The organism is Bacillus sp. DJP31, from assembly GCF_049310945.1.
GTDB lineage: Bacteria > Bacillota > Bacilli > Bacillales > SA4 > Bacillus_BS.
In genome coordinates this window covers 247,248-262,193 of sequence record NZ_JBMERO010000002.1, presented here as the reverse complement: position 1 = coordinate 262,193, position 14,946 = coordinate 247,248, and the positions used below count along the sequence as shown (strand labels likewise).

Below are 14,946 nucleotides of genomic sequence, written 5' to 3'. Positions count from 1 at the left end.
AAGCTAAAACTGAAATTAGGTTTCTGTAAAACTTCAATCCTTTAATAAAGTGTTATATTTTTATATTGACAATGATAATCGTTCTCTCTTATAATGATAATTGTTAATGAAAATCATTTTCAATCATACATATATAGGGGGAAGAAATAAATGAAAAAACGAACAGTACTTTCTTTTTTTGCAACAGCTCTTTTAGCAGGTGCAGTATTATCTGGTTGTGGTAATGATGAAAAAACTGCGGTTGAACCAGTAACAACTGAAAGTGAAGTTGTAGAGGAAACAGACACGGAGGATGCAACATCAGCTGTGGAAACAGTTGCCGTTGAAGAATCTCTTACAGGTAAACAATTAACTGCTTATCATACAATGATGGATGAAGCTGGTAAGGCAAAAGAAGGTCAAGTAGTAGATTGGGAATTAGTATCTATGACATACACAGAAGGTCTTCAAAGTGCTGTAACGGAAGTCGATGAATCATATGACCAGGGCATTACTGCAGCGATAGGGGCTGCTATAAATAGTGAAATTGAACCGATAATAGCGAAACAGTTAGTAGATAAGTTATCTCAAGCTTACTTCTATCAAAAGCAAAAGAACTTGCACAAAGATGTTATTGCAGCTTTAGAGGCTAAAGATCAGCCAAAGGCAGAAGCAGCGTTTGAAGAAATTAAATTCTTAGTAAACGGTCTCTTACTTCCAACTGCCATGAAACGTGATGAATACTACAAATTTCCAAATGACTCTAGCATGGAAGAAAATATTTTAACAGGCTTATCTACTCAAGAAGAGGCACTAAAAGCTGGCAATCTAGATGATTATAAGGTATTTTTACAAATCACAGATAAGTCTGTATACCGCAGCTACTTCTTGGCAGCAAGATCTTATGCGGAAAAAATTGAAGCAGCTGTCAAAGAAGGAAAATCAGGTTTGGATTTACAAATTATGCAAGCTGAAGCTTGGGGATTCTACCAAGCCATTAAAGGGTCTCTATCTGGTGGAGATGAAGCAGCAGCAGCTAGATTAGATGAGATTTTCTCACTTAGCACGACTCCAGCTGAAACAATAAAGGCTCAAGAGGTTCAAAATCTCTTTGTAAAAGCAATTGTTGGAAAGATTACAGGATATCATGAAAAAGTTGTGACATCTCTTGCCGAGGAAAAGGTAGTTGATGCTCGTATTCAAGCACTTGAAGGAAACATGTTTTCTAAAGCAATTGAACTTGATTTAAAAGCTAAGTTAGGTGAAGATAAAGCAGTAGAGACTTTAAAGCAAGCTGAAGAATGGTATAATGCAATTATCGATGGTAATAAGGATAAAGCATCTACACATAGTAAAGCTGTTGTTGATGCATTAACTGAATTAGTTAAATAATTCATAGATATAACGAAGCCGCTATGCGGCTTTTTTTCTATCACTAAGGATGCTGAAAGGCTCAAAAAATGAAAAAGATAATCAAAAGATTTCTAGGTGTTTGTTTAATCATTATTTTTCTATACCTATCTGTAAGGTATTTTGAACGAGAATTAATAGGTCAAGCTGTACGTGAATTGCTACAATCCCCACTAACAATTTTTATTATATTTAGCATTTACAGTTTAGCTTTTCTCTTGCGTGCTCTAGCCTGGAAGCTATATTTAGGAAATGAACTATCGATACATCGAAGTTTCTTTGGTTTAATGTATAGCCTACTAGTGAATCATCTATTACCTATTAAGGTGGGGGACTTTGTTCGGATAGGGCTAGTTACGTATCGTTCTGAACTATCGATAAAAAGGGCTGCAGAATCTGTATTTGTAATGCGGATTTTGGATCTACTTTTCTTAGGTCTATTCTCTAGTTTAGGATTGCTTTTGTTTTTAGGGATCTTAAAAAAGCCGTTATTATTTGGTATAGCCATTCTACTAGGTATTGTTTTTGTATTATTTGGAACACGTATTTTATCGAATTATCCTAAAATAAAAACTCGCATTTTAGAGATTACGCAGTTAATAAATGGACCAAAAGGTAGTATGATCTTTGTTTTAGTTGCACTTAGCTGGATACTTGAGGGTATAGTGGTCTTTGCAGTAGCGGGACTCCTTTACGAGCCAGTTTCTTACTTGAAATCAATTTGGGTGAACAGTATCACAGTTGGTGGACAGGTGTTTCAATTAACTCCGGGTGGACTCGGTACATATGAGGCTGTCATGTCATGGGCATTAATTAGCTTAAATACGGATGCAAGCGCTGCTTATACAATTGCCTTAATGACACACGCGACAAAATTCATATATGCTTATATATTTGGATTTTTTGTAGTCATACTATTTCCGATTCCCTTTCAGCAATTAAAAAAATGGATTAAGGAGGTTAAGCCATGAAGAAAGCTTCTAAGTTTGAAAAAGTTGCTGCAAGATGCTGGAACTTACTTAATGAAGGAAAACCGTTTACTCCTATCTTTTCAGTTGGAACAATGATTCTATTTTTTTTGTTTCTTCATAAAGGTACCGTTCAAATAGACGCATTTTTGATCAGTTTCCTTATAACATTACCTCTTTTTGTTATGTACTTTATTTTCGATTTTCCATTGTTTTTACGAAATTATTTATGGATGCCTTTAATACTCTTTCTGTTACTCGGAGGAGTGGCACCAATTCCACTCTGGGTATTAGCCTTGTCACTATATTTCTTTTTCACTGTCTTTTTTTGGGGGACTATTTATTATCATTTGAGAATAGGAACTACACTACTGAATTTTACACGCTTTTGGAAGCTTGTTTTAAAAAATAGTGATTCTACAAGTGGTAATGCTCAGGAACAGCTACCGAAATTTTTACTCCTATTAGCAGTTTGGCATCATCAGTACGTTGGGTTCTTAGCTAATGATCTAAATATTTCAATGATCCTAACTCTTTATGTGGTCATATTTCTATTTTCTATTGTGTTACATCATTACCTTTTTGATTGGAAGCCAGCCATTATCCCAACATATACGGACAAGGACTTAGAGCAGGAAAAGGCATTAAGTGATAAAGTGGTCATCATTGTTATAGATGGAATGCGAAAAGACCGCTTTGATATTGCTGACACTCCTTTTCTCGATAAACTCCGTGTGGAAGGAACAGAATACACCCAAATGGAAACGGTTTATCCTGCTAGGACTGTCGTATGTTTTACATCGATGTTTACAGGCACCTATCCGTTCGAACATGGAATTACCTCGAATATGGTTTGGAAGCTTGGAATAAAGGTGGAAAGCATCTTTGATTCCCTTCGAAAGGTAAATAAGAAAGGGAAGCTCCTAGGAATTGCCCATCTTGTAGACTCATTAGGAGAAGAAGATGTTGAAACTGTTACTGCGGTTATGAACAACGATGTAGCGGATCGAAACATTATCGAGAGGGCTAAGTTACTTGTTGAAAAGGAAGACCCAGACTTGCTCGTTGTTCAGTTAATCGCGACAGACCAAACTGGACATAGTAGAGGGGTATTATACTCAGAATACCTCGAGAAAATAAAAGAAGCAGATAGATTGGTTGAAGAGTTTATTGATTTCCTGAAGGATAAAGGCAAAATGGAAAATACAACACTCATGATTTGTGCGGACCATGGACAGGCAGATGGAATTGGTGGTCACGGTCATTTAGACGAAGGGGAACGATTCGTCCCGTTTATCATACACGGACCCTCCATCAACAAGGGCTTAACAATTAATAAAAAGCATAGTCTAGTTTCTGTAGCTCCTACAATCGCTTATTTGCTAGGTACACCCTTCCCAAGTCATAGTCGTGGTCCTGTTTTAACAGAGGCAATTAGAAAAGAAAGGATCTAGAACATGAAAAAGCAGAAAGTGATTGTCTTTTTACCTGCATTCAATGAGGAAGAGTCGATTGGGAAGGTGATTTCTAACATCCCTCGGGACTTTCACCCTTTTGTTGAGGTGAAGGTACTTGTGATTGACGATGGCTCTACCGACAGAACTATCCAAATAGCTAAAGAGGCAGGGGCAGATTTTATTTATTCCATGGAAAGAAATAGCGGACTTGGTGCGGCTGTTCGCCAAGGACTTCTTCAATGTAATCAATATAATGCAGATATCGCTGTTATGATTGATGCCGATAATGAATATCCTGCTACTAAAATACCAGGTTTGCTTAAGCCTATATTTGACGGTGAAGCAGACTATACAATGGGTTCTAGGTTTCTTGGCACGATCAATGGCATGAAACTACATCGTCGAATTGGTAACTACTGCTTTACCTTCCTACAATCGATCTTACTCAGAAAATGGATTCATGATGGACAATCGGGGATGAGGGCTTTTAGTAAACAGGCTATAAAGCATGCCGAGATAATTCATGATTATAACTATGCTCAAGTACTAACTCTAAATTTAGTTAGAAAAGGCTTCAGAGTTCTAGAGGTTCCTATTCCCTATAGTGTTCGAACAAAAGGTCAGTCTTTTATTAAATTTAAAGCCTACCTAGGGTCAGTTTTACCTGCAATATATAAAGAAATGAAAAGGCCGGTAAAAAAGGTGAGTATTGATAGGAAAGCACACAAAGTGGACGATAGTATGATAGGTGAAAAGTCATCTGTTTCTCTAGTAAATGGGTAAGTGGTCAGGAAGGATCTCATTGCAGAAATTTTATTAGTATGAAACAGATTTTTCATTGACATTAATTATGATAATCATTATCATTAATGGAGTAGGAGTGATAAAATGCGTATTATTAAGTTATTATCTATAATTTTAGTGGTTTTAAATACTTTGATGATCCCACAATTAGCAAGTGCTTATTCATATGGAAACCCCAATGAAGAGCTAGTAGCGTTAGCGTATTCAGATATGGTTGCGAGACTAAGTGAAAGTCCTCCCAACTTTCAAGAGGCCCTTACAATCTATGAAACGGTCCAAGAGGAAATTGATATGCACATGGGGCCAGAGCCATCTCAAGCTATTCTAAATGCCTTTGATGATGAAGAGGTTGATAAAATCAAAGAAGACATGGAAAAGGTCCTAGTACTTAATATTGCACGACGACTCGATAATGTTGAGAAGAATTTTAGTGATTACAATGTGAGTAAAAGATTACTTGCCAAGGCTCATGCTACATATAAGGTTTTATCCCCAGTTATTGTGGAAAAAGACGAAAGCATAGACATTCAGTTAACAGAAGAGTTTAATACAGCATTAGAATCTATCGGAAACCCCGGTCTCTTTGGTGTTGGTAATGTAGAGTCAAATGTGGAAACGTTTAGCACATCAAAAGAAAATATATTAACTCATCTACAAGATGTCTTTGTAATGAGTAGCCTTGACATTGGTCACTTTTCAGAAGAGGTAGAAGAGGACACTTTCTCGCAGTCAGGGGAAGCTTGGAATGATATTTCGAATGTGAAAAATTGGTTACCTATTATCCTATTAATTGCTGTTATTTTAGGTACAGTTTGGTTTGTTAAAAAGAGAAAATAACTTTACATCATGGGAGTGGAAACATTGGAAATTCAAGCCTTATTAATCACATTTCGAGAAGTACTTGAAGCCTTACTCATTGTCGGTATTATTACGACCTACTTAAAAAGAATGGATCAAGGCATGTATACAAAGTATGTATGGCTTGGCTCTGGTTTAGCGGTTCTTGCTAGTATCGGTGTTGCCATGGTCTTTCAAGTTGTCTTGACTAGTTTTGCTGCAATGGGTAGTGAAATGTATTTAAAGATTGGGATTATCTTTGTTTCATCTTTACTCCTTACGCAAATGGTGTTTTGGATGGCTGAGCATAGTAAAGACATGAAGAGTAGTATGGAAGGGAAAATGAGTACCTTTATCACAACGGGAAATATTATAGGCATGGTCGTTCACTCTTTCCTTGTTGTATTACGAGAAGGCATTGAAACCGTTTTCTTTTTTGCCGCCATTACTGGAGGGAACATTGGTGCAGCCATGCAGGGCTGGGGTGCGATAACTGGATTCATCATTGCGGCTATAGTAAGTTACCTTTTCTTTAGAGGAACCATGAGAGTGTCATTAAAGACTTTCTTTAAAGTGACCGGAGTTTTCATTATTTTGATTGCAGCAGGTTTGTTTATTCAAGGAATCTCCATGCTTCAGGATTTAAGAATCATTGGTACTGTTATGCCAAATGTATATGATATTACTTGGTTATTACCGGAACATCCAATTGATTATGCCCATTATGTACGTGACAATGGCGTTGCTCCATTGCTGTCTGGAGACATTGGGATCTTCTTGAAAGCCTTGTTTGGATACTCGTCCATGCCATCTATTGAAGAAGTTGTTGGGTACATTGGTTATTTTGTAGTCATCTACTTACTTGTGAGTAGTAAAAATGAGCGAAGTACAGTAAAAGAAAAAGTAGGTAAAATTAAGACTGCTAAGACAGAGACAATTCGAGGAATAAATTTAAAAACACAATCTAGATTTAAGTAGAAGTATAATGAAGTACGAGGCAGATGTCTTGTGCTTTTTTTTATAAGAAGACTCTTTTCTCAAGGGTGTTATTTAAAATAACCTCAAGTAGATGTGTTTCCGTTAAACTAGGATGTTGATTTCCGGTCCAGTATACTCGCTTTCCGCGTGGTGGGCGGTGAGCCTCCTCCGCGCAAACACCTTGCGTGAGTCTCACCTATCCCACTCATCCCGCTGGAGTCTCGCACCTTCCGCTCCAATCAACTTATTTATCGAGGGGGTGCTTCTAAAAAACTCCTATTATAGGTAGCCATTATATAAAAAAACGTAAACAATAAAATTGAATGGTGAAGATATGAATAAAAAATATTTCCAGGAAAATAATCGAATTCTGTCATATATAATAGTGACCATAAGTTTCATTTCTTTCATAACACTTTTATGCGCTCGATTCATGTATGTGAGTCCATTTGCTAGTAGCTATGATCAGGTTGATTTTGCACTCGCAATGCATCGTTATGATCTATTAAATATGCAGCCTCACTTCCCAGGATATCCTTATTTTATCCTTGGAGGTATGCTCGTACATCGTTTTATAGAGGATCCTTCTGAAGCTTTGGCAATCTTTAATGGAATCATCTTTTCATCAGCTTCCATTCCAATGTTCTTGCTATGTAAAAAATATGTAAATAAAGTTGATAGCTTCCTAGTCACAGTTATTCTTCAATCCATTGTATATTTCAATATATGTGTCACACAATCAATGTCTGAAGGAGCAGCTATTGGCTTGTTGTGGTGGTATTTATGGAGTCTAATAAAAGCTAATCAATCACATAACGTCTATGTGAAGATTCTCCCGTTATTTCTATTTAGTTTATTACTAGGAGTAAGGTTATCTTACTTTCCATTTGGTGTTGGGATACTATTGCTATGGTGGAATGACTGGAAATCAAAACGAATTCATAGCCGGCGGCAACTTGTGGGTTTCATCATTTTGGCTATCCTTTTTCAATTCATTTGGATTATGGGTGTGGCCATGTCAGAAGGAAGTCTTATAGGTTTTATTAAGCTTTCTTATGAATTTACAATCGGACACTTTCAAGATTGGGGAGGCACTGTGGTCACTGAGACAGAGGTACCATTCTTTTTTCGATTTATAAAGATCGTATTTCTAAATATTCTTTGGGTGGGCTTGTTTTCAGAATCTCTATTCATACTTTTGTTATATACATTTTTACTTGTTTTATATCTCAAAGGTAATAAACAGAAGAAAGTTGATGTTACATTTATCGTGTTAGGTGTTGCCTACTTTTTATGGGCGTTTTTAGGTCAAAATATCGATAAACCAAGACATATTTTACCTCTTGTTAATGTACTAGGGTTCTATTTCTTTACCTCCTTATTATTGAATTCTGTTAGAAAGAAGTGGATCTATTTACTATTAACAACTCTACTTCTATCTCAATTGTCAATTTCTACTATGTATATAAAGAGTCAAGCTACTGAGATTCCTGCAACCTACCAACTTTCGTACTTTCTATCACAGCAAAAAGAAGATGTGAGTGTATACACATGGGAAGAATCTAGAATAATGGATTATTTAGAGGTTGATTATAAACACGAAAAGATATATTCTTATGACTATTTTTTACAGAAGATACATCAAGAAAAACATGATACAATCTATGTTACGAGTCATGTTGTAAATGGGTTTAAAGATCAAGGTATAGATGTCCGTTCAAATATTGAACTTGTTCATACTTTTCGATCAAATAAATTATTTGATCCCGTCTATTATACGATTGATTTATATGAATGGAAAAGGTAAGGGAAGGAAGGAGGAGAATGTGTGAATAGTCTTTTGAAAGAAAAATTAGCGATTCTCCCTGACCAACCAGGCTGTTATTTAATGAAAGACAGACAAGGGTCTATTATATATATCGGAAAAGCAAAAGTATTAAAAAATCGCGTTCGGTCCTATTTTACAGGTTCACATGATGGTAAGACGCAACGACTTGTTGGAGAGATTGATGACTTTGAATATATTGTTACCTCTTCAGATATTGAAGCACTAGTCTTAGAAATTAATCTAATTAAAAAACATAGTCCCAAATATAATATCAATTTAAAGGATGACAAAACCTACCCTTTCATCAAGATTACCAATGAAAAACACCCAAGGCTTATCATCACCCGTCAAGTTAAAAAGGATAAAGGGAAATACTTTGGGCCTTATCCTAACGTATACTCAGCAAATGAAACCAAAAGATTGCTTGACCGAATCTACCCTTTAAGAAAGTGCTCCACTATCCCCAATAAAGTTTGCCTATATTATCACATTGGACAATGTTTAGCACCATGTGTGAACGATGTCTCTGATAATGAAAATAAGGTGATGGTCGAAGGTATTAATCGATTTCTTAATGGTGGGTATCAGGAAATAAAAGCTGAGTTGACCCAAAAGATGTATATCGCATCAGAGGGTATGGACTTTGAACGAGCAAAGGAATTTAGAGACCAAATTGCTCATATTGAAGCTACTATGGAAAAGCAAAAGATGATGATGACCGATTTAGTCGACCGAGATGTTTTCGGTTTTACTTACAATAAAGGCTGGATGTGTGTTCAAGTATTTTTTATTCGACAAGGAAAGCTCATTGAAAGAGATGTATCTCTTTTTCCGGTATATGCAGATCCGCATGAGGAATTCATTACTTTTCTTGGTCAATTTTATCTCGAGAACCATCATTTTAAACCGAAGGAAATTTTACTTCCTGATCAAATAGAAACGAATCTAGTTGAACAGTTACTAGAAGTGAGTGTTTATCAGCCGAAAAAGGGGAAGAAAAAGGAATTAGTAGAGCTTGCATGTAAAAACGCTCGACTTGCCCTTGAAGATAAGTTCTCTTTGATCGAACGGACGGAAGAAAGAACGGTAAAGGCAATTGATAACTTAGGAAAAAAAATTGGTATTGCTACACCTTATCGTATTGAAGCGTTTGATAACTCGAACATACAAGGTACAAATCCAGTCTCTGCTATGGTTGTGTTTATTGATGGGAAACCAGAAAAGAGAGAGTACAGAAAATATAAAATTAAGAGTGTACAAGGCCCTGATGATTACGCTTCTATGAGGGAAGTAGTTAGTAGAAGGTATACACGTATCTTGAAAGAAAACCTACCATTACCTGATTTGATTATTATAGATGGAGGGAAAGGTCATCTAACTGCTGCAAAGGATGTAATAGAGAATGAACTTGGGTTGGATTTACCTATCGTTGGCTTAGTCAAAGACGACAAACATAAAACATCAGAGTTAATCATAGGCGATCCTTTTCATTATGTTCAATTAGAAAGAAACAGCCAGGAATTTTACTTGCTTCAGCGAATACAAGATGAAGTACACCGATTTGCGATTACCTTTCATCGACAGCTACGAGGAAAAAATGTATTCCAATCTATTCTCGATGACATACCAGGTGTAGGGGAAAAAAGGAAGAAAATGCTTTTAAAGCACTTCGGTTCTGTAAAGAAGATGAAGGAAGCTACTGTTGAAGAAATTGCTTCAGCTGGAGTACCAAAATCAGCGGCAGAACTGATTGTAGCAAAGTTAAACGAGGAGTAAGCTGAAGATATGGTTGTTTTCTAAGTCTACCTCTGTTAAAATTTAATTTAATTTAATAAAACACTTCAGTTCGATGAAGTGATGGTAGAGGTGCGAACTTCAATAGTACATAATCAGAAGAGAATGAGCTCTAATGATGTTTATGGAAAGGGTTGTGTCGCCGAAGCGAAAGGAAATCTCATGTTTCTCTTTGCTGGTGTTGCATTTAATAAATGCAAGATTGTCAGACAGTAGATCTGTTTGGAGAGCTATCTCACTCGCGAGGACGTATTAATAAAAACGTTCAAGCAATGAGATGCTCTCATTGCTTTTTTTATTTTGCTCAAATTTAATAGAAGGTAGTGGGGACCGTGGGGATTATTGTTCAAAAGTTTGGTGGAACATCAGTGGGTTCTGTAGATAGAATTCAAAATGTAGCAACTCGAGTCATTCAAGAGATAAACCGTGGGAATCAAGTAGTGGTGGTAGTGTCAGCAATGGGGAAAACAACCGATGAGTTAGTAAAGCTAGCCAATCAAATTACGAAAAATCCAGATAAACGTGAAATGGACATGCTATTAACAACAGGCGAGCAAATTTCAATAGCATTACTAGCCATTGCCATTCAATCTAAAGGTCATGATGCCATCTCACTAACGGGCTGGCAAGCGGGAATAAAGACAGAATCCATTCATGGGAATGCTCGTATCGTTGATATTGAAAGCAATCGTATCCATCAGCTTTTGAATGAGGGAAAAGTGGTCATCGTGGCTGGTTTTCAAGGTGCTACAATAGATTCTGCTATTACAACATTAGGTAGGGGTGGATCAGACACAACTGCTGTCGCAATTGCCGCTTCACTTAAAGCTGAAAAATGCGATATTTATACGGATGTTACAGGTGTGTTTACAACCGACCCTCGTTATGTGAAAACAGCTAGAAAACTTCATTCTGTTTCATACGATGAGATGCTAGAACTTGCTAATTTAGGGGCAGGAGTTTTGCACCCAAGGGCTGTAGAATTCGCGAAAAATTATTCAATACCTTTAGAAGTTCGCTCAAGTATAGAAAACGTGAACGGGACGAGAATTGAGGAGGAAATATCAATGGAAAATAACTTAATTGTAAGAGGGATTGCATTTGAAGACGAAGTGACACGTGTTACGATAAGAGGTCTTCCAAATGGCCTATACTCTTTATCTACAATTTTTTCGAAACTAGCGAAAAATGGAATTAACGTGGATATTATCATTCAAAGTATGACTAGTGAGGACTTTACAAACCTTTCGTTCTCCATTCAGACATCAGATTTAGAAGAAACCTTATCAGTACTGGATTCAAATAGATCTGGCCTAGGTTTTGAATCCATTGAAAACGAAAGTGGGCTGGCGAAGGTTTCGATCGTAGGGTCTGGAATGATATCTAATCCTGGTGTAGCTGCTGAGATGTTTGATGCTCTAGCTAGCAATCAAATTCAAGTGAAAATGGTGAGTACGTCTGAAATTAAGGTGTCAACCGTTGTAGAAGAAGGAAAGATGATCCATGCTGTAGAGGCCTTACATGCAGCGTTTAATCTAGAATTAACAGTCGAGCAAACCGTATAAAAAAGAAGGATCTGCCTGTAGCAGATCCTTTCATTATTCAATCGGGTCCTTTTTATCCCATTTAACGGTAAAATGCACAATATTACTTCGTTTATTCTGGTCTTCATAAGCCTCTGTTACCAGATGTTGGAGCTGTTCGAATTGTTGAGCTAAGAAACCAGCTTCAAGTTGATAGCTTGATCCTTTTCTAGATTGATTTCTTGCTGTAATAAAATCACTTCGAAGCTCAAGTTCAACTCCATTTGATTTGATTTCAACAACGGATAAGTCGCCCCACCCAGCATTCCTGAAGAATTCTTTTATTTCTTCTTCTGAGGTTACGGGATATTTTCTTGCTATATTTTTCCCCGACCAATAAAGAATAGAGGGAAGCTCTTTGCCAAGTAAGTCTGGGATTAATATTTCGCGGATCAGTTCATAGGCTAGTCCTGTTGTATGTAAATGCTCAAAATGAGAAAGTTGCTCTTTCATAGTTAGTTGCTTCATTTTCATCCCTCTTTCATCCCATTCTAAGTGGGAAAAGATCTATTGTTGCTACTCGAATTTATGAATATCCATAAGCATTATTATATTACATAAATTGGAGCATTACTCAATAATTTCAACTGTAAGAACACACCTACAAATGATACTATTATTTTATAAGGTTATATATACTTATGTATAAAAAGGAAGATATATTTGTATACGTATTCTTGACGCACTTAGTCACTAAGAGTAAAATAAACTTGTCGCATTTTAACGAAAGAAATGCAAAGGTTTTCATTCTTATTATTATTGGTCAATTATTTATTGAACATGTAACTATCAAGGGGGGTAAAACATGGCTGGAAATCGTGAATTCTTAAACCGCAGATTGCACTCATTACTAGGTGTTATTCCTGTCGGTATCTTTTTAATTCAACATTTAGTCGTCAACCAATTTGCAACAAAAGGTGCATCATCGTTTAATAGCGCTGCTCAATTTATGGAGCATTTACCGTTTAGGTATGTATTAGAAGCCCTTATTATTTTTCTACCATTACTTTATCATGCAGTATACGGACTTTATATTGCGTTTACCGCAAAAAATAATGTGAGTAAATATGGGTACTTCCGTAATTGGATGTTCATTTTACAACGAATAACTGGTGTCGTAACATTGATTTTCGTCTCATGGCATGTATGGGAAACGAGAATTGCCGCTGCATTCGGAGCAGAAGTAAACTTTGATATGATGGAATCTATTCTAAGCAATCCTGCAATGCTAGTATTCTATATTGTGGGTGTGGTTTCAACTGTCTTTCATTTTGCAAACGGATTGTGGTCGTTCTTCGTTAGTTGGGGAGTTACAGTAACACCACGTTCACAGCTGATTTCAACATATGTAACGTTAGGATTATTCGTTGCTCTTTCATACGTTGGAGTTCGTACAATCTTTGCTTTCATTGATCCAGCATTAGCTAATATGTAAGAAAAAGACTATTAGTTTGAAAATACTAGAATATGATTTTACAATATTATCTTTTAGTTCTGAGAGTACCCAGCTCGTCCTAAAAAAGATCCTTATAGAAGGAAGTGAGTCAAAATGAGTAAAGGGAAGATTATAGTTGTTGGTGGAGGACTTGCAGGTCTTATGGCAACTATTAAGGCTGCAGAAGTAGGCGTATCAGTAGATCTATTTTCAATTGTACCTGTAAAACGTTCTCACTCAGTTTGTGCACAAGGTGGAATTAATGGCGCAGTTAATACAAAAGGTGAAGGTGACTCACCTTGGGAGCATTTTGACGATAGCGTTTATGGTGGAGACTTCTTAGCCAACCAACCTCCAGTAAAAGCGATGACTGAAGCAGCACCTGGGATTATTCATTTAATGGACCGAATGGGTGTAATGTTTAACCGGACACCCGAGGGATTATTGGACTTCAGACGTTTTGGTGGAACACAGCACAGTCGCACAGCATTTGCTGGAGCAACAACTGGACAACAGCTGCTTTATGCGCTAGATGAGCAAGTACGTCGATATGAAGTTGCTGGACTCGTACAAAAGTATGAAGGCTGGGAATTTCTAGGTTCAGTTTTAGATGATGAAGAAATTTGCCGTGGGATCGTTGCGCAAAATCTAACATCTATGGAGATTACATCCTTTGCTGCTGATGCTGTCATTTTGGCAACAGGTGGACCTGGAATTATTTTTGGAAAATCAACAAACTCTGTTATCAATACAGGTTCTGCAGCATCAATCGCTTATAAACAAGGTGTCCATTATGCGAACGGGGAATTTATTCAGATTCACCCTACAGCCATTCCTGGAGATGATAAGCTTCGTTTAATGAGTGAATCAGCTCGTGGTGAAGGTGGACGTGTTTGGACATATAAAGATGGTAAGCCTTGGTACTTCCTTGAAGAAAAGTACCCTGCTTATGGAAATCTAGTTCCACGTGATATCGCGACTCGTGAAATTTTTGACGTATGCGTAGAGCAAAAGTTAGGAATTAACGGCGAGAACATGGTATACCTTGACCTTTCACATAAAGATCCAAAAGAGCTTGATATAAAGCTCGGTGGAATTATTGAGATATATGAAAAGTTTATGGGTGATGACCCTCGTAAAGTTCCGATGAAGATATTCCCTGCTGTTCACTATTCAATGGGTGGATTATGGGTAGATTATGACCAAATGACAAACATTCCTGGTTTATTCGCTGCTGGTGAATGTGACTACTCCATGCACGGTGCAAACCGCTTAGGGGCAAACTCATTACTATCTGCTATTTATGGTGGAATGGTTGCTGGACCGAAGGCAGTTGAGTATATGAAGGGTCTTAAAAAGAGATCAGATGATATCAGCTCTTCTGTTTTTGAACGTTATGTAAAACAAGAAGAAGAAAGAATCCAAAATATCATGTCGATGGACGGAAAAGAAAATGCATATGTTCTTCATAAGGAGCTTGGTGAATGGATGACTGACAATGTGACAGTTGTTCGTACAAACGAAAAGCTACAGAAGACAGACGATAAAATTCAAGAACTTCTTGAGCGTTTTCAAAATATTAATATGAATGATACAGCAAAATGGAGTAATCAAGGAGCAACGTTTACACGTCAATTAGAAAACATGCTTCATCTAGCTCGTGTAATTACAATTGGTGCACTTAACCGTAATGAGAGCCGTGGTGCTCACTATAAGCCCGAATTCCCAGAACGTAATGATGAAGATTTCTTAAAGACTACAATGGCTAAGTTTAATGAAAATGCGCCAGTTTTCCATTATGAAGAAGTTGACACTTCCTTAATCCAGCCACGTAAGCGTGACTACTCTAAGAAAAAAGAGGGGGAGAACTAAA

Annotated in this window: 12 protein-coding genes and 1 riboswitch; of the genes, 11 read left to right on the top strand and 1 reads right to left on the bottom strand. The window is 37.0% G+C overall.

Going from position 1 to position 14,946, the window contains the following annotated elements; translation table 11 throughout:
- Positions 1 to 150: 150 nt before the first annotated feature.
- From ACOI1C_RS03720 to ACOI1C_RS03680, 9 genes are all read left to right on the top strand, one after another.
- Positions 151 to 1,371, top strand: coding sequence for a hypothetical protein (locus ACOI1C_RS03720; protein WP_422508105.1), 1,221 nt, complete (start codon positions 151 to 153; stop codon positions 1,369 to 1,371).
- A 68-nt stretch (positions 1,372 to 1,439) separates the two neighbouring features.
- Positions 1,440 to 2,360 carry a lysylphosphatidylglycerol synthase transmembrane domain-containing protein gene (locus ACOI1C_RS03715; protein ID WP_422508103.1) on the top strand — a complete coding sequence of 307 codons (921 nt, stop codon included), beginning with the start codon at positions 1,440 to 1,442 and terminating at the stop codon, positions 2,358 to 2,360.
- Entirely contained in the window at positions 2,357 to 3,811 is a 1,455-nt protein-coding gene (locus tag ACOI1C_RS03710) for an alkaline phosphatase family protein (protein WP_422508101.1), read from the top strand. The genes ACOI1C_RS03715 and ACOI1C_RS03710 overlap by 4 nt, the downstream gene beginning before the upstream one ends.
- A 3-nt stretch (positions 3,812 to 3,814) precedes the next feature.
- Entirely contained in the window at positions 3,815 to 4,597 is a 783-nt protein-coding gene (locus ACOI1C_RS03705; protein ID WP_422508099.1) for a glycosyltransferase family 2 protein, read from the top strand.
- Between the two features lie 105 nt (positions 4,598 to 4,702).
- Entirely contained in the window at positions 4,703 to 5,455 is a 753-nt protein-coding gene (locus ACOI1C_RS03700) for a hypothetical protein (RefSeq protein ID WP_422508097.1), read from the top strand.
- Positions 5,456 to 5,479: 24 nt separating this feature from the next.
- Entirely contained in the window at positions 5,480 to 6,433 is a 954-nt protein-coding gene (locus ACOI1C_RS03695; protein WP_422508095.1) for an FTR1 family iron permease, read from the top strand.
- A 433-nt stretch (positions 6,434 to 6,866) separates the two neighbouring features.
- Positions 6,867 to 8,240, top strand: a complete 1,374-nt coding sequence (locus ACOI1C_RS03690; protein ID WP_422508094.1) for a nucleoporin-interacting protein — start codon at positions 6,867 to 6,869, stop codon at positions 8,238 to 8,240.
- A gap of 21 nt (positions 8,241 to 8,261) precedes the next feature.
- Positions 8,262 to 10,037: an excinuclease ABC subunit UvrC gene (uvrC, locus tag ACOI1C_RS03685; RefSeq protein WP_422508092.1), complete on the top strand. Its 1,776-nt coding sequence runs from the start codon at positions 8,262 to 8,264 to the stop codon at positions 10,035 to 10,037.
- Positions 10,038 to 10,114: 77 nt separating this feature from the next.
- Positions 10,115 to 10,296: riboswitch (Lysine riboswitch) on the top strand.
- Positions 10,297 to 10,387: 91 nt separating this feature from the next.
- Positions 10,388 to 11,620, top strand: a complete 1,233-nt coding sequence (locus ACOI1C_RS03680) for an aspartate kinase (RefSeq protein WP_422508090.1) — start codon at positions 10,388 to 10,390, stop codon at positions 11,618 to 11,620.
- A 33-nt stretch (positions 11,621 to 11,653) separates the two neighbouring features.
- Here the strand turns inward: ACOI1C_RS03680 and ACOI1C_RS03675 are convergent, their stop codons facing one another.
- On the bottom strand, positions 11,654 to 12,106 hold the full coding sequence (locus ACOI1C_RS03675) for a YslB family protein (protein WP_422508088.1): 453 nt from the start codon (positions 12,104 to 12,106) through the stop codon (positions 11,654 to 11,656).
- Between the two features lie 337 nt (positions 12,107 to 12,443).
- Between ACOI1C_RS03675 and ACOI1C_RS03670 the strand changes: the two genes are divergently transcribed.
- Both ACOI1C_RS03670 and sdhA read left to right on the top strand, forming a co-directional pair.
- Complete coding sequence (locus ACOI1C_RS03670) at positions 12,444 to 13,073, top strand: succinate dehydrogenase cytochrome b558 subunit (RefSeq protein WP_422508087.1); 630 nt, start codon at positions 12,444 to 12,446, stop codon at positions 13,071 to 13,073.
- Positions 13,074 to 13,187: 114 nt separating this feature from the next.
- On the top strand, positions 13,188 to 14,945 hold the full coding sequence (sdhA, locus tag ACOI1C_RS03665; protein WP_422508085.1) for a succinate dehydrogenase flavoprotein subunit: 1,758 nt from the start codon (positions 13,188 to 13,190) through the stop codon (positions 14,943 to 14,945).
- Position 14,946 lies beyond the last annotated feature (1 nt).